Annotated in this window: 12 protein-coding genes; 6 read left to right on the top strand and 6 right to left on the bottom strand. The window is 72.3% G+C overall.

Annotation, left to right across the window (positions count from 1 at the left end; translation table 11 throughout):
* Nucleotides 1-4,354, bottom strand: a 4,354-nt coding sequence (locus BGO91_RS03660) for a GH92 family glycosyl hydrolase (protein WP_290471513.1), incomplete at its 3' end; no start/stop codon positions are given.
* Nucleotides 4,355-4,805: 451 nt separating this feature from the next.
* Here BGO91_RS03660 and BGO91_RS03655 point away from each other — a divergent pair.
* Complete coding sequence (locus BGO91_RS03655; protein ID WP_290471512.1) at nt 4,806-5,777, top strand: LacI family DNA-binding transcriptional regulator; 972 nt, start codon at nt 4,806-4,808, stop codon at nt 5,775-5,777.
* A gap of 760 nt (nt 5,778-6,537) precedes the next feature.
* Here the strand turns inward: BGO91_RS03655 and BGO91_RS03650 are convergent.
* Nucleotides 6,538-7,491, bottom strand: a complete 954-nt coding sequence (locus BGO91_RS03650) for an ROK family protein (protein WP_290471511.1) — start codon at nt 7,489-7,491, stop codon at nt 6,538-6,540.
* A gap of 494 nt (nt 7,492-7,985) precedes the next feature.
* Between BGO91_RS03650 and BGO91_RS03645 the strand changes: the two genes are divergently transcribed.
* The 4 genes from BGO91_RS03645 to BGO91_RS03630 all read left to right on the top strand — a co-directional run bounded on the left by BGO91_RS03645 (nt 7,986) and on the right by BGO91_RS03630 (nt 13,034).
* A complete protein-coding gene (locus BGO91_RS03645) occupies nt 7,986-8,747 on the top strand; it encodes an AraC family transcriptional regulator (protein ID WP_290471510.1) in 762 nt (253 codons plus the stop codon).
* Between the two features lie 226 nt (nt 8,748-8,973).
* Nucleotides 8,974-9,858 (top strand): ABC transporter ATP-binding protein, encoded by an 885-nt coding sequence (locus BGO91_RS03640; protein ID WP_290471509.1) that lies wholly within the window; start codon nt 8,974-8,976, stop codon nt 9,856-9,858.
* Entirely contained in the window at nt 9,855-10,913 is a 1,059-nt protein-coding gene (locus BGO91_RS03635; protein WP_290471508.1) for an iron-siderophore ABC transporter substrate-binding protein, read from the top strand. Before BGO91_RS03640 ends, BGO91_RS03635 begins: the two co-directional genes overlap by 4 nt.
* A gap of 18 nt (nt 10,914-10,931) precedes the next feature.
* Entirely contained in the window at nt 10,932-13,034 is a 2,103-nt protein-coding gene (locus tag BGO91_RS03630) for an iron ABC transporter permease (RefSeq protein ID WP_290471507.1), read from the top strand.
* On the opposite strand, the gene BGO91_RS03625 is transcribed toward BGO91_RS03630, so the two are convergent.
* The 3 genes from BGO91_RS03625 to BGO91_RS03615 all read right to left on the bottom strand — a co-directional run bounded on the left by BGO91_RS03625 (nt 12,998) and on the right by BGO91_RS03615 (nt 14,719).
* Nucleotides 12,998-13,309, bottom strand: coding sequence for a hypothetical protein (locus BGO91_RS03625; protein WP_290471506.1), 312 nt, complete (start codon nt 13,307-13,309; stop codon nt 12,998-13,000). The two genes, BGO91_RS03630 and BGO91_RS03625, sit on opposite strands and share 37 nt — an antisense overlap.
* Before the next feature lie 148 nt (nt 13,310-13,457).
* Nucleotides 13,458-13,670, bottom strand: a complete 213-nt coding sequence (locus BGO91_RS03620) for a hypothetical protein (protein WP_290471505.1) — start codon at nt 13,668-13,670, stop codon at nt 13,458-13,460.
* A gap of 77 nt (nt 13,671-13,747) precedes the next feature.
* Nucleotides 13,748-14,719 carry a YafY family protein gene (locus BGO91_RS03615; RefSeq protein ID WP_290471504.1) on the bottom strand — a complete coding sequence of 324 codons (972 nt, stop codon included), beginning with the start codon at nt 14,717-14,719 and terminating at the stop codon, nt 13,748-13,750.
* Between the two features lie 101 nt (nt 14,720-14,820).
* On the opposite strand from BGO91_RS03615, the gene BGO91_RS03610 reads away from it, so the two are divergent.
* A complete protein-coding gene (locus BGO91_RS03610) occupies nt 14,821-15,273 on the top strand; it encodes a VOC family protein (RefSeq protein WP_290471503.1) in 453 nt (150 codons plus the stop codon).
* Nucleotides 15,274-15,291: 18 nt separating this feature from the next.
* Here the strand turns inward: BGO91_RS03610 and BGO91_RS03605 are convergent, their stop codons facing one another.
* Nucleotides 15,292-16,104, bottom strand: coding sequence for an alpha/beta hydrolase (locus tag BGO91_RS03605; RefSeq protein WP_290471502.1), 813 nt, complete (start codon nt 16,102-16,104; stop codon nt 15,292-15,294).
* Between the last annotated feature and the right edge of the window lie 133 nt (nt 16,105-16,237).

The raw sequence follows: 16,237 nt of genomic DNA, 5'->3' as shown, positions 1-16,237 counted from the left end.
TGGTCTGGCCATTGCCGGTCGCGTTGTCCGGCTGGCCGGCCACCGCTGCGGGCAGGTCGAAGGTGAGCGCGGTGCCGGGCACCGCGACCGTCGTGCCCTGCACGAACCCGGTGTTCTTCAGCAGAGCGCGGTTGAACGCCCAGGCCTTCGCGTCGCAGTTGGCGCCGACTCCCGCATCGCCGATGCAGGTGCTGTCGAACGATCCGGCGAGCGTGTTGTCGCGGCTGACCGAGACGGGCACGTCCGCGCTGACCTGCGAGGTGCCGTCGCCCGCCGTGATGGTCACGGCGTACTCGCCGACCGCGTCGAACGCGTGCGGTGCGGTGATCGCCCAGGTGCCGAGCGGCGTCTTCGAGACGGCGGCCGGCTTCGGGCCGGCACCGTCGTGGAAGTCGGCCGTCACCGTCAGGTCGGTCGCGGCCTTCGCCGTGCCGCCGGAGACGGTGGCGAGCGTCGCGCCGACCGAGGCGCCCACGGAGGCCTTCACGCCCTCGGCCGGGGTGATGGCGAGGTCGCCGACGGTGCCGGGGGTGGCGAGCAGCTCGAGCTCGGCCAGCGACGCCGGGGTGCCGGTCGTGGTCGCGTCGATCGTCAGCCGGTAGTGCGTGAACGATCCGGGATGCGCCAGCTCGAACGGCCGGGTCTGGGTGGCCCAGGTGAACGTCTGATCCGTGCGGGTGTCCAGCGGCATCCAGCTGGTGCCGTCGGCGGAGCCCTCCAGGTGCCAGGCCGTCGGGACGGCGCCCGTCGCCGGCGAGGTGAGCGTGTAGCTGTTGACCGACACGGAACCGCTCGACGACGTCCAGCTGATGGCCGGGGTCGCGGTCGCGAAGGTGGCCACGTTGCGCGAGTTGTCGTCGGTCAGCGCGCCGATCTGGCTGCCGTCGGACACCGTCGTCGTGCCGTAGCCGGCCTTCGTGACGTCCGTCGCCGGGGTCGGGACGGGCTTCGTGCTGGTGTGCGCGCCCCACGAGGTCGGGGTGGCGCTCATCGTGAAGTCGACCGTGCCTCCCGTGCTCAGGATGTCGTGCGGCAGGGACGCCGTGTCGAGCGCCTGCCCGTTCAGCTTCGCCGAGGCGATGTAGATGTTCTTGTCGCTGTTGTCGGGCGCGTTGACCACGAGGGACTTGCCGCCCGCGAGGTGCACGGTCGCCTTCGTGAAGAGCGGCGAGCCGATCGTGTAGTCGCCGCTGCCGAGCTGGAGCGGGTAGAAGCCGAGCGCCGAGAAGATGTACCACGACGACATCTCGCCGTTGTCCTCGTCGCCCAGGTAGCCCTGACCGATCTCACTGCCCACGAACAGGCGCTTCTGCACCTCGCGCACGACGGCCTGCGTCTTGCTCGGCGCACCGGCCGCTGCGTAGAGGTACGGAATGTGGTGCGAGGGCTGGTTGCTCATCCCGAGCTGCCCCATCCGCACCGCGCGCGCCTCGATCATCTCGTGGATCGTCCCGCCGCCGCCATCCTCGGGCGTCGCGAAGAACTGGTCGAGCTTGTCGACGAGGCCCTGCGATCCGCCGTAGAGGGAGGCCAGGCCGTCGACGTCGAAGGGCGCGTGGAACGCGAAGTTCCAGGCGTTCGTCTCGGTGTACGGGCCCCACCAGGTCTTCGGGTCGAAGCTCGCGTCGCCCGAGACGGCCCCGGAGGCGGTCTTCGGCCGGAAGAAGCCGGTCGCCGGGTCGAACATCTGCACGTAGTTGGTGGCGCGGTCGAGGAAGTACGTCGACTCCTCCTTCAGCTGCGCGCGACGGGCGTCCGGCGTGGCCGGGTCCTCCGCGAGCTTCGCCGCCATCTGGCCGATGCCGTGGTCGTTGATGTAGCCCTCGAGCCCCCACGAGACGCTCTCGCCCTGCGAGTCGGGCGTGTAGCCGAGGAAGATCGACGTGTCGAGCGACTTGCGGCCGACGTTGTTCGACGGCGCCAGCACGGTCGCGTTCTTGAGCGCCGCGTCGTACGCGTCGAGCGCGACCGCCGTGGACACCGAGCCGTTGATGTAGGCGTCGGCGAACGCGACGTCGGAGCTCGTGCCGGTCATGATGTCGGAGTAGCCCGGCGACGACCAGCGGGAGACCCAGCCGCCCTCGCGGTACTGCTGCACGAAGCCGTCGACGAGCTCGTCCGTGAGCTTCGGGTACAGCAGGGAGTACAGCGGCCAGACGGTGCGGTACGTGTCCCAGAACCCGTTGTTGACGTAGATCTTGCCGTCGACGACCTTGGCGTTCGTGGCCGTGTCCGTCGCGGCGCCCGTCTGCGGGGCGACCGGGCTGGCGTGCTTGTAGACCGGCGCGCCGGCGGTTCCCGTGTTCTCGAACTGCGAGTTCGGGTAGAGGTTCATGCGGTAGAGGTTCGAGTACAGGGTGGTCAGCTGGTTGGCCGTGGCACCCTCCACGTCGATCACGCCGAGACGGTCGTTCCAGGCGTTCGCCGCCGCCGTGTTGACGTCGTCGAAGCTCTTGCCGGTGACCTCCAGGTCGAGGTTCTTCTTGGCCTGCGCGGCGGAGATGAAGGAGGTCGCGAGCCGCAGCTGCACCGTCTCGCCCGCGGTGGTCGAGAAGGCCGCGTAGCGGGCGCCGGTGCGGCTGCCCGCGGCGGTGCCGACCGCGCTCGGGGTCTTGTCGAACGCACCGGAGATGAACATCCGGCTCACGCCGCTGCCGCTGCCCCCGTCGGTCCAGCCCGAGACGGTGCCGTCGGCCGCGACGCTGAGCGAGGAGGTGCCGCCGACGCGGTCGACGATCACGCTGCCGGTCGTGCCCGGGAACTGGAAGCGGAAGATGCCGCCGTGGTCGGTCGGCGTGACCTCGGTGACGAGGTTGTTCTGGAACTTGACGCTGTAGAGGTCCGGGCGCGCGATCTCGTCGGAGTGGCTGAAGGCCAGGGCGCGCGTCGTCAGGTCGCCGTTCGGGGTGCCCGAGGTCGACGGCATGATGCCCAGCTGGTCGCGGTCGCCCATCCAGATGCTCGGCTCGTGCGAGATGCCGATGGCCTGCAGCGTGGGCAGGTTGTCGGCGTTGTTGGCGCGCTGGTACTCGTACAGCGTCCCCTGGCTGCCGCCGTTGGTGAACGGCGTGAAGAAGTTGAAGCCGTTGGGCCACGCGGTCGCCGGGATGTTCGTGCCGCGCGAGAAGGACGAGCTCGAGAGCGTGCCGCGGCGGGTGTCGACGAGCTTCACCTTGCTGGACGCGTCGGCGGCCGGTGCGGCGTCGCCGATGCGCACGTCGTCGATCCAGCCCGAGAAGACCGTGCTCGCGCTGCCGGTCGGGTAGTCGTAGCTGAGGAGCACCTTCTGCACCGTGCGGCCGGCCAGGCTCGAGAGGTCGATCTGGATGTTGTTCCACTCGTTCTCGAAGAGCGACTTCTGCTCGCCGTGCGCGCGGGCGGTCACGCCGAAGCCGTTGGCGTCGGTGAGATTCTGCTTGCTCGACAGGGTGGTGCCATCGTCGAGCACGAGGTCGACGGCGACCCAGGACGACGGCACGGCGAGGTCGGTGCCGCGGTCGGGGAAGACCTTGTAGGAGAGCTCGGTCTTGGTGCCGATGGTCGCGCCGACGCCGTCGTAGAGCAGGTTCGTCGCCGCGGCGGCGCCGTCGGCGATGTGCTTGCCGCCGTAGCGGAGCGCGTGGGTGCCGCTGAAGCCGGCGCCCGCCTTGGCGTTGTAACCGTTGGTCGGCCCGGCGCCGACGACCGAGAGCATCGGGGTCGCGCCCGGGGTGGCGTCGCGGAGGTCCCAGTCGGCCAGCTGGAGGTACGCATCCCCGCTGTTCTGGGTCACCGTGAACCGGTACTGCGAGAAGGTGACCGGTGTCGCCAGGTGGTACTCGTTCGTCGCCTGGCGGTTGCTGAAGGTCTGGCCGGTCTGGGCGTCGACCGGGCTCCAGACGGTGCCGTCGTTCGACCCCTCGATGGTGAAGTCCTTGGGGTCGCGGCCGGCCGAGTCGTTGCCGGAGGTCAGCGCGTAGTCGGTGACCAGCGTCGGCTTCGCGAACGTGTAGACCACCCAGCCGGTCGCGGCCTTCGCGAGCCACTTGGTGTTGGAGTTGTTGTCGGTCAGCTTGACCGCGGTCTCCCCCGGCGCGTTCTCGGCCGAAGCCGTGACGTTGCCGATGTAGGCCGACAGGCTGCCCGGCGGCACCTTGCCCGACACGTTGGTCTGCGTGCCGTACGGCGTGCTCGCGAGCGGCTGCGGGTCCGCCGTCTCGAACGACGACAGGAACGGCGTCGAAGCGGCCGCGGCGGGCAGTGCCGCGAGGCCGGCGCCGGAGCCCACGAGGGCGACGGCGGCCGCGACGGCGGCGGTGCGGAGGAGGGAGCGGCGGGCGCGATGCGCAGACCGGTTGTGCGAAATGCGGAGCATTCTGGCTGGACTCCTGGCTGGTGAAGGAAAGATCGAACTCTGGTGACCCCGCATGTGACAGCGCTGTCACTGGTAGATTTTGTCCTACGCTGTCACCGCGGTCAAGCACGAATTTCCGACAACCGGCCCGCGCGGCGCGTCCAGCAGGACGAGGAAGGCGACGCCCATGGCCACGGACCCCTCCGGTGGAGCCTCTCCTGAGTTGCATCCCGAGCGGCCGCGGTCGGCTATGCCGGGCGATGCGGACCGGCCGCGATCGGCGCCGACGTCGGGCGATTCCGGGCAGCCGCAATCCGAGCCCGCGCCGGGCGATCCCGAGCGGCCGCGTTCCGCCACACCGGGCGATCCCGAGCGGCCGCGTTCCGCCACGCCGGCCCATCCCGACCGGCCGCAAGCCGCGCCCACGCCGCCCCATCTCGACCGCCCGCATTCCGCGCCCACGCTGGCCCAGGTGGCCGAGCGCGCCGGCGTCAGCCTCAAGACCGCCTCCCGTGCCGTCAACGGCGAGCCGCGCGTCGCCGAGGCCACCCGCGAGCGCGTGCTCGACGCCGCGCACCAGCTCGGCTTCCAGCTCAACCGCGCGGCCAGCCTTCTGGCCCGCGGCCTCACCTCGAACCTCGTCGGCCTCATCACCGGCGACCTCGCCAACCCGTTCTACTCGGCCGTGGCGAAGGGCGTCGAGCAGGAGCTGCGCTCGCACGGCATGCAGCTCACCGTCGCCAGTTCGGACGAGGAGCCCGCTCGCGAGCGCGGGCTGATCGGCGAGTTCGTCGACCGGCAGGTGCGCGCGCTCATCCTCGTCTCCACCATCGCCGACCACAGTGACCTCTCGAGCGTGCAGTCCCGCGGCATCCCCGTCGTCTTCGTCGACCGCCCCGGCGTCGGCATCGACGCCGACTCGGTGCTGCTCGACAACCGGCGCGGCGCGCGGGATGCCGTGGAGCACCTCCTCGCGGCCGGCCACACCGCCATCGGCTTCATCGGCGATCTCTCGCGCCTCGACACCCACCGCGAGCGCTTCGCCGGCTTCGAGGACGCCATGCGCGCCGCCTCCCTCGACCCCGGACGCTGGGTGCGCCACGACGCCCACGATGTCGAGGCCGCCCTCGACGAGGCGCGCGCCCTGCTCACGCAGCCCGACGCGCCGACCGCACTCTTCACCAGCAACAACCGCATCACCATCGGCGCCCTGCGCGCCATGATCGAACTCGATGCGTGGCCGGCATTGGTCGGCTTCGACGACTTCGAGCTCGCCGACGTGCTGGGCGTGACCGTGATCGCCCACGACCCCGTCGAGATGGGGCGCACCGCCGCGCGCCTCGCGCTCGGCGCCATGGACCGCCGCCACGAGGGACCATCCGGCATCGTGCTGCCGACCCGGCTCGTGCAGCGCGGCTCGGGGGAGCGGCTCCCGCGCGGCTGATGCGTGGGGGCGGGTGGGCCGCGGGAACGCGCGGGAGCTGGCCATCCCAGTGGTCACGACATGCCGCCACCCGCTCATCCAGTGGTCACCACCCGCATCCAGTGGTCGCAACACGCCGTCGGCGCACGTTCCCACACGGCGTGTCCCGCCAACTCGATCAGGGCGCCTCTCCGGAGGTCGCAACACATTCCAGTAGCCGCCGCGCGCATCCAGCGGTCACCGCACGCATCCAGCGGTCACCGCACGCATCCAGTGGTCACCGCACGCATCCAGTGGTCACCGAACGCATCCAACGGTCACCGTGCCCCATCTAGTGGTCGCAACACGCCGTTGGGAGACGTTCTCAGACGGCGTGTCTCGCCAACTCGATCAGGGCAGTCCTCCAGAGGTCGCAGCACATTCCAGTGGGCGCCGCGCGCATCCGGTGGTCACTGCCGCATCCAGTGACCACCCCACGCATCCAGTGGTCACCCCACCCGTCTAGTGGTCGCAACACGCCGTTTGGGCACGTGCTCCGACGGCGTGTCTCGCCGACTCGACCGGGGCGCCTCTCCGGAGATCGCAGCACATTCCAGTGGCCGCCGCGCGCATCCGGTGGTCACTGCCCGCATCCAGTGGTCACCACACGCATCCAGTGGTCGCGACACGCCGTTGGGGCGGCTGCTCAGGCGGCGTGTTTCGCCGACTCGATCTGGGGGGAGCGCTCGCTGCGGTGGCTTGAGGCGCGCAGCGACTGCGGCAGCAGCGGCTGCGGCCGCGGCTACGGGAGTGCGGGTGCGGTGATGCAGCGGCCGGCGGCCGACTGCTCCAGGAGGTGCGCGACTCCGTAGAGCGGCGCGTCGGCGAGCAGGCGGGAGGGAGCGATGTCAAGGGTCGCGGCGAGCTCGGGCGCGCTCGTCCGGAGCCCGGAGCGGAAGCCGCGCTCGAGCACGTCCCACGAGCGCGAGATGGATCCGCCGACGACCAGGGCGGTCGCGCCGAAGGCGTCGAGCCAGGGGCCCACCGCGAGGGCGAGCGCCTCCATGGCGGTGTCGAACGCGTGTCGCGCGCGGTCGTCGCCGGCGCGGGCGCGGGCGGCGAGGTCCTTGACGCTGAGGTCGGCGTCCGGGGAGGCGTAGCGGGCGAGGAGAGCGCGGGTGGAGATCGTGTCCTCAAGGTCGCGGCCGTCGAACGGCAGGCGGTGCACCTCGCCGCCGGGAGGGACGTCGGCACGGTCGAACACGAGCGCACCGTCGTCGACGAAGGCGGAGCCGACCCCGGTGCCGAGCGTGACGCACACGAACCGTGCGTGGCGCGCGGGCGACCCGAACCTCCACTCGCCGATGCCGTACGCGCCGGCGTCGTGCACGAACCGCACCCGCGCGGGACCCACGCCCAGCCGGTCGGCGAGGGCCGAACGGATGTCGACCCCCGCGAGGCGCTCGAACTTGCCGACGCGGGCGTAGTGCCCGATGCCCTGCTCGTAGTCGAAGGGGCCGGGCATCGCAAGGCCCCAGTCGCAGCCTCCCGGATCGATGGCCGCAGCCTCCGCGGCGTCGACGCAGGCGGAGGCCCAGGAGTCGAGCACGGCGGCGCTGGAGGCGTGGGAGTCGACGGACCGCTCGATCCGGCTCAGCAGGGTCGCGCCACCGGGTGCCGCGGTGCTGACGGCGGCGGCGGTGACATGGCTTCCGCCGACGTCGACCACCATGTGCTGTCCGCCCTGCACGACCACCGGTTACCTCCTCGAATCGCGTCCAGCCCTGGGGTGACAGCGCTGTCGCATCGGTAAATCATAGTCATAGGCTGGTCGGGATGCCCGCACACCCTCCCGCCCCCGACCCCGCCACCTCGGCCGCTGTCGCCGCGCACGCCGCGGGTTCCGCGCGGCCCGGCGCGACGGCGACTCCCGCGCGGCCCGGCACGACAGCAACTCCCGCACAAACCGGCGCCACCGCAACTCCCGCACAACCCGGCACGACAGCGACTCCCGCACAAACCGGCGCCACGGCAATTCCCGCACAACCCGACGCCACGGCGACACCCGCGCAACCCGGCACGACAGCAACTCCCGCACAAACCGGCGCCACGGCAATTCCCGCACAACCCGACGCCACGGCGACACCCGCGCAACCCGGCACGACAGCGCCCCCCGCGCAACCCGGCGCCACGCCCGCGCCCCCACACGCCGCGGGTTCCGGCTCGTGGCGCCGGGAGCCGGACACGGTCGTGCGCCGCACCGGGCGCATCCCGGCCGGGGCCGCCGAGGGTTCGGTGATCCGGGCGGAGTCGGAGGTGCCTCGCGTCCCGCTCGAGTGGGAGTCGCACGCGCACGCGCTGCACGAGCTCGTCTGGGTGCGCGGCGGCACGATGACCACGCGCGTCGGAGGCCGGGTCTTCACGGTCTCGGACGGCTCCGGGCTCTGGCTCCCCGCGGGCGCGGAGCACGCCGGCCGGCTCACGGCCGGGGTCGAGTTCTTCGACGCCTTCTTCGCGCCCGAGCGCACCCCGGTCGCGTTCGACGGCCCGACGGTCATCGCGATGTCGCCGCTGCTGGAGTCGCTGCTCACCCACCTGGCGCGCACCGACCTCGATGCAGCCGCTCGCGCGCGGGCCGAGGCGGTCGTCTTCGACGTGCTCGCGCCGGCCGAGCAGCCGCTGGCCCTGCGGGTTCCCGGTGACTCCCGCATCGACGCGATCGCCGAAGCCCTGCTCGCCGATCCGGCCGACGACCGCGGGCTCGAGGAGTGGGCGCGGCAGCTGGGCCTCAGCGAGCGGACCATCGCGCGCGCCTTCCGGCAGACGACCGGCCTGTCGTTCGTGCAGTGGCGCCAGGCGCTGCGGGTGCATCACGCACTTGCGCTGCTGGCGGAGGGATGGGATGTGCAGCAGACCTCCGAGCGTCTCGGGTACGCCCAGCCCAGCACCTTCATCGCCGCGTTCCGGCGGGTGATGGGCACGACCCCCGGCGCGTACGCCGGCACGCCGTAGCCGCCATCCAGTCGTCGAGACACGCCGCCAGAGCACGCGCTCGCACGGCGTGTTGCGACCACTGGATCATCGGCGAGCCGCCGCCCTGTCCGGAAACCCGTATCCGGTGTCTTTAAGTCTGGATTGCAGACAGCGTCGGTCGAACATATTCTGACTTAGGCAATCCTTACCTAACCTCCTGAGGATTCCGCACCGACGCCCCCACTCCTCCCGGACGAGATCCCCTATGCCCACCACACCTCTCCCGCGCGCCGCCACCGGCCTCAGCGGGGAGCGGCTCGTGCTGCGGTTCGGCGCGACCACGGTGGTCGACGGGGTGTCGATCACCCTCGAGCCGGGCCGGGTGACCGCGCTCGTCGGCCCCAACGGCAGCGGCAAGTCGACCCTGCTGCGCTCGCTCGCGCGCCTGCACCGCATCGCGGAGGGGGCCGTCAACCTGCGCGACACCGCCGGCACCGATCGCCGCGCCGCCCTCCTGAATCCCCGCCAGTTCGCCCGGGAGGTCACCCTGTTCTCCCAGTCCCGGCCGGCTCCACAGGGCCTCACGGTGCAGGAGGTCGTGGCCTTCGGGCGGCACCCGTACCGCCGCGGGTTCTCCGGCCTCTCCGCCGACGATCGCCGCGCCATCGACCACGCGATGCACGCGACGGGCGTGACCGACATGGCCGGCCGCGCCGCGGGCGAGCTCTCCGGCGGCGAGGTGCAGCGGGTCTGGCTCGCGGCCTGTCTCGCGCAGGAGACGGGCGTCGTCCTGCTCGACGAGCCCACCAACCACCTGGACCTGCGCTACCAGATCGAGACGCTGGACCTCGTGCGCGACCTGGCCGACGAGCACGGCGCCGCCGTCGGGATCGTGCTGCACGACCTCGACCATGCCGCCCGCATCGCCGACTCGCTCCTCCTCATGCGCCACGGCCGCATCCACGCCGCCGGCCACCCGCACGACGTCCTCACCGCGGAGAACATCGGCGAGGTCTACGACCTGCGCGTCGAGGTGGAGGTCGACCCGCGGTCGGGCCGCCTGCGCATCGACCCGGTCGGTCGCCACGCTGCGCGACCGGGCCGCCCCGCACCGTCCCCCGCATCCCCCATCAGAGAGGACCACCCATGATCCGAGCCCACCGACTCGCGACCGTGGCGGCCACCGTCGCCGCCGTCGCGCTCACCCTCACGGCCTGCGGCACCACGGCCGTCAGCGACGCGAGCACCGCCGCCCCGAAGGCGACCTCGCAGGCGTGCGCCGACGACACGACCGCCACCTCCACCGGCCCGGTGACCATCACCGACGGCGTCGGCCGCACGGTGAAGCTGGATGCGCCGGCCAAGCGGGTCGCGGTGCTCGAGTGGCAGCAGATCGAGGACGCCCTCACCCTGTGCGTCGGCCCGGTCGCGGTCGCCGACCCCGACGGCTACACCACCTACGTGAGCGCGGAGAAGCTGCCGAAGGGCGTCGTCAACGCCGGCCAGCGCGGCGAGCCCGACCTCGACGCCCTGTACGGCGCCAAGCCGGACCTCATCATCGTCGAGGGCTTCAAAGCCGACGACGAGATCGTGACCCAGCTCGAGAAGCGCGACGTTCCGGTGCTCGTCACCCTGGGCGCGAACGCCGCCGACCCGATCGGCAACATGAAGAGCGTCTTCACGATGATCGCGAAGGCGACCGGCCGCACCGAGCGCGCCGACGTGGTCCTCGCGCAGTTCGACGAGCACCTCGCCGCGGCCAAGAAGAAGGTCGAGAAGGTCGACCTCCCGACGAAGAGCTTCCTGTTCTTCGACGGCTGGATCGAGAGCGGCAACGTCGCGATCCGCCCCTACGGCAAGGGCGCCCTGTTCACCGCGCTCGGCGAGCAGCTCGGGATGACCTCCGCCTGGACCGACGAGATCGACAAGGCGTACGGCAACGGCGGCGTCGACCCGGCGTACGGCCTCGCCCAGACCGACATCGAGGGCCTCACCGCGGTCGGCGACGCGAACCTGTTCTACTCGGACGACAAGACGCCCGACAGCTATGTGACCGAGCTCGACAAGAGCGCCATCTGGACCTCCCTCCCCGCCGTGAAGGAGGGACGCGCGCACGCGTTCCCCGCCGGCGTGTGGGGCGCGGGCGGCCCGCTCTCGAACGAGCAGGCGATCGACGCCTACGTCGACGCGCTGACCCAGAGCTGACCGCGCGGTGACCGCACAGTGAGCACCTCCCGGATCGCCGCGACCGGGCCGCGCCCGGTCGCCGATACGGGGCTCCGTGGCGGAGCGGGCGGGGCGGCCGTGCTGGTCGCCCTGCTCGTCGCCGTCGTCCTGGTCGGGATGTGGCACGTGACGCAGGGCACGTCGGGGATCGGGATGTGGGACCTCCTGCGCTACGCCGCGGGCGCGCGCGAGACGGTCGGCGGCGTTCCGGTCGCCGACGTGCTGACCGGCTCCCGCCTCCCCCGCCTGCTCGCGGGCATCGCCGTCGGCGTCGCGCTCGGCGCGGCCGGGGCGCTGCTGCAGTCGGTGACGCGCAACGTGCTGGCCTCGCCGGACACGCTCGCCGTCAGCGCCGGCTCGTACTTCGCCCTCTCGGCCGTCGCCGCGTTCGGCCTCTCCGTGCCGCTCTGGGCCTCGGGAGGCGTCGCCTTCGTCGGCGGCCTGGCCGCGGCCGCGCTCGTCCTGGGCGTCGCCGGGCGGGGCGCAGGCACGGGCACCACCCGCCTCATCCTCGCCGGCTCGGCCATCGCGATGGCCCTGGATGCGGCCACGGCGATGCTCCTCATCCTGTTCAAGGAGCGCACAACCGGGCTGTTCGCGTGGGGCAGCGGCTCCCTCGCTCAGCTCAACCTCGACGCGTCGACGCGCGCCATCCCGCTGATCGTCGCGGTCGTGGCCCTCGTCCTGCTGCTCTCCCGCCGCCTCGACGTGCTGCGACTCGGCGACGACACCGCCGCTTCCCTCGGCGTGCCCATCCGCTCCACCCGCCTGCTCGCGGTCGTGAGCGCCGTGCTGCTCACCGCCGTCGCCGTGACCGTCGCCGGTCCGATCGCTTTCGTCGGGCTCGGCGCCCCGGTCCTGACCCGCCTGATCGCCGCGCGGGTGCCGTCGCTCAACCGGCACGTGCTGCTGATCCCCGCCTCCGGCCTGATGGGCGCGCTGCTCATCCTGCTCGCCGACGCCACCCTCCGCGCGATCCTCGGCGCCGAAGCCGCCGCCTCCATCCCCACCGGCATCCCGACCGCCGCGCTCGGCGCGGTGATCATCGTGGCGCTGGCGATGCGTCTGCGCGACTCGGGATCGGTGCGCCAGCCGCCCGGCGCACGCATCGCCGTGCGCTCCCGCCGCCGGTTCGTCATCGTCCTCGTGGTCGCCGGCGTGCTGCTCGCCGCCGCGGCCGTGATCGGCATGCTGGCCGGAAGCCTCTGGCTGCGCACCGGCGACATCGCGCTCTGGCTGCAGGGCGGAGCCCCCGACCTCGTGGCCCGCGCCCTGGACGAGCGCCTCCCGCGCATCCTGGCCGCCGCCCTCGCCGGAGCCGCGCTCGCCCTGGCCGGCTGCGTCGTGCAGAGCACCGTGCGCAACCCGCTCGCCGAACCCGGCATCCTCGGCATCACCGCCGGGGCGGGCCTCGGCGCGGTCATCGTCGTGACGTCCGGGATGGCCGGAGGGCGACCGCTGCTCATCGTCATGGCCGTCGTGATGGGCCTCGCCACTTTCGGGCTGATCGCCCTGCTCGCCTGGCGCGGCGGCCTCCTGCCCGACCGCTTCGTCCTGGTCGGCATCGGCTGCGGATACGGCCTCACCGCCATCACCGCTTTTCTGCTGCTTCGCGCCGACCCGTGGCAGACCCCGCGCATCCTCACCTGGCTCTCGGGCACGACCTACGGCCGCACCCTGCCCGATGTGGCGCCCGTCGCCGTCGCGCTCCTGATCGCCGTCCCCGTGCTGTTCGGGATGCGCCGCCGCCTCGACCTGCTCGCCGTCGACGACGACACCCCGCGCATCCTCGGCCTCCGCCTGGAGCGCACCCGCGTCACGGTGCTCGCCATCGCCGCCGTGCTCGCCGCCGTGAGCGTCGTGGCGGTGGGCGTCGTCGGCTTCGTCGGCCTCATCGCCCCGCACCTCGCCCGCGGCCTGGTCGGAGCGCGCCACGGCCGCACCATCCCGGTCGCCATGCTGCTCGGCGCGCTGCTCGTCTGCGTCGCCGACACCCTCGGCCGCACCCTGATCGCACCCTCGCAGCTGCCCGCCGGCCTGATGATCGCCCTCGTCGGGGCGCCCTACTTCGTCTGGCTGCTGCGGCGGTCGCGGGCGTAGACGGACGCGGGAATCACTCCGGAGATGAACGATACGAGGCCACCCGCAGCCAGACCGTAGGTCACGAGAGAGGTGCCGTAATCGCCCACGTGCGAGCGGACCGTCGCCTCCGTGACCTGCCCGTCCGGGTCGGCCCGAGCCCAGACGCAGACGCTGCCGATCGGCCAGAGCGACCGCTCCTCGGTGACGATCCCGCCATTCAGGCGGTCGAACGCCTCCGCCGGGACGGGGCCGTGTCGCGCGCACGGGTTCTTGTAGGCGATCCCGAACTGCACGATCCCCAGCGATGGAGCAGCTGGGAGGCGGATTCCGCGTGCGGGAGCTGCCGTCGCGAGAGGCCGCGCTCGAGTGGGGCGCGAAGATCGCCACGTCGTGCCGGTGCGCGGAGGTGCGCGAATGACGGCACGACCCGGGTCGTGAGGTTCAGCGGCCGTCCGGCCGGCCGGCGTCCTCGGCGGGATCCGCCGTCGCCCGGTCCCGCAGCAGCACCGCCGTCCGCCCCTCCCGCAGCGCGGCGTCGTAGAACGCCCAGGAGGCGACGAGGTCGGGCGGCGGGGTGTCGCCGTCGTGGACGGCTTGCGCGATCGCGTTCGCGTAGATGTCGCGCATCTCCTCAGCGACTCGCTTGAACGGCATCGACACGCACCCCCGCATTCCCATCCCCATGCATTCGTATAGTTTCCGTGTGCTGCAGCGGCGGGGCAAGCCCGCAATCAGGGCTGATTCCGGGCGGAGAGCGGTCCGTGCGATCCCGCCAATCGGGCCGCCAGCTCCTCCGCCGCCGCCGCGAGCTCGGGCGGCTCGACGATGCGGAAGGGGGCGTCGAACCGCAGCACCGACGCCAGCAGGCCGGTCCACGACCATGACCCGAGCGTGACGAGCGTCGTCCGGTCCGACAGCGAGGCGGCCTCGCCGTCGCCCACCCACGGCGCGACCTCCCGCAACGGAAGGTCGATCTCGACGCGGCCGACGCAGGGCCAGCGGTCCGCCTCCGTCGCGCCCTTGAACCGTGTCGAGAGGAACGTGTCGACGTCGCCGGTCGGCACGGCGCGCGGTGCGAACGACGGGCCGGAGGGGATACGGGGTGACAGCCGGTCGAGGCGGAAGGTCCGCCAGTCGTCACGGTCGACGTCCCAGGCGACGAGGTACCAGAAGCCGCCGCGGGCGACGAGGCCGTGCGGTTCGGCCCGGCGCGGCGGAGCATCCCGCTGCCCGTCGCCGTAGTCGAAGCGGAGGGTGCGGTGCAGGCGCACGTGCTCGCTGACCGTCTCGAGCACGGCGGGGTCGACGCGTACCGCGGGGCTCGCGCCGGTGAAGCGCACGCCGTCGATCCGGTGCCGCAGCCGGGACGGCATGACCTGCCGCACCGTGAGCAACGCCCGCTCGGCGGCCTCGGCGATGTCCGCTCCACTCGCGGGCGCGTTCTGAAGGGCGACGGCGATCGCGACGGCCTGCTCGTCGTCGAGCAGCAGCGGCGGGAGCTCCGAGCCGGCGGCCAGTCGGTAGCCGCCGTCGGGCCCCATCACGGCGTCGATGCGGTAGCCCAGCTCCCGCAGCCGATCGACGTCCCGGCGGACGGTCCGGGTGGTGACGTCGAGCCGCTCGGCGAGGGCGCGGCCCGCCCAGTCGCGGCGCGTCTGCAGCAGCGACAGCAGCGCGAGCAGCCGCGACGAGGTCTCGATCACGGGTCCATTCTGCTCGCAGTCGAGGACGCTAATTGTCCTCCACTGCGGTGAGCATCGGTTCTGCGGGCCGACGGCGCCGCGATCACCGATCAGGAGGACTCATGCTCACGACCATCACCCACCTCAACTTCCCCGGCACGGCGCGGGCCGCGCTCGACTTCTACCAGGGCGTCTTCGGCGGCCAGGTCTTCGCCACGACCTACGGCGAGCTCGGGATGCCGGCCGAGCTGCCCGACGCCGGCAAGGTCGTCTTCGGCGCCCTGCAGGCGCAGAACGGCTTCCGCGTCATGGCGTACGACATCCCGGGCCGCACGGACGCCTTCGCGGGCGGGACGCGGCGCGAGAACGGCGCCACGATCACGGACCAGCCGTTCTTCGTCTCGGTCCGCGCCGGCAGTCTCGACGAGGCGACCGGCTACTGGGCGGCCCTGGCGGAGGGCGCGACCATCGTCGAGCCCCTCGCGGCCTCGGCATGGAGCGCCGGCTTCGGGATGCTCACCGACCGGTTCGGCGTCACCTGGATCGTCGACGTCGAGGCTCCGCAGGCGGACTGACCGCGTGCGTCCGGGCGCTCAGTCCTGCGGGCGCCCGGACGTCCGCGCCTCGCCGAGCCGTACCCCGTCGAGGAACCCGCGCACGATCGCGGCGATCAGCTCGGGGCGCTCGGCCACGAGCCCGTGCGTCGCGCCCGGCACGATCGCGAGCTGCGCGCCCGGGATCGACGACGCGATCAGGAGGCTGTGGTCCGGGCGGATGGTGTCGCGGTCCCCGGACATCACGAGGGTGGGGGCGGCGATCCGGCCGAGCTCGGCCGGATCGATGCGCGGTTCCGAGGTCCAGAGCCGGAACAGCTTCGCGAGGACGACGTCGGCGTGCTCCGGCCCGTCGGGCGAGAGCCGGTCGTAGTGCATGCGCTCCGCGTCCGGCTCCGGCTCCCCGGCGTCGGCGACGTGCGCGGGCAGCCCCAGAGGTTCGAGCACCACGGCGTCCGCCGCCTCGGGCGAGTGCGTGAAGGCGGACGGGTCGAGGTTGGCGCTGATCGCGACGAGCGACCGCACGCGCTCGGGATGCCGCAGCGCGAGCAGCAGTCCGAGGATGGCTCCGTCGCTGTAGCCGATGACGTCGACCCGGTCGAGGCCCTTCGCGTCGAGATAGGCGACCGTCTCGGCGAGCCCGCGCTCGTAGCTGTACTCGCCCTCCACGTCCGCCGAGCGACCGTGGCCCGGCCGCTCGAAGGCGAAGACGCGATGGTCGGCGACGAGCGCGTCGCTCTGCGCCCGCAGCGACTCCAGCGAGCAGAACCCGCCGTGCAGCAGGAGGACGGGGTCGCCGGCACCGGCGACCTCCTCGTAGACGTCGACGTCGGCGATACGGAGGTGCGGCATTATTCCAGCCTAGGCGCCGCGCTAATCAGACCGTCGAGCGCGTTAAGTAGCCGCTCCCAAAAGTTAAGTACCGCTGGCGGGAATCGCCCTTCGGCTCCCGGATTCCGCACCGTAGTTTGAGCAATAAATCGGG

It is taken from the genome of Leifsonia sp. 71-9, from assembly GCF_001898805.1.
In the GTDB taxonomy this organism is placed as follows: Bacteria; Actinomycetota; Actinomycetes; order Actinomycetales; family Microbacteriaceae; genus Leifsonia.
This window is presented reverse-complemented; position numbering and strand designations above follow the sequence as displayed.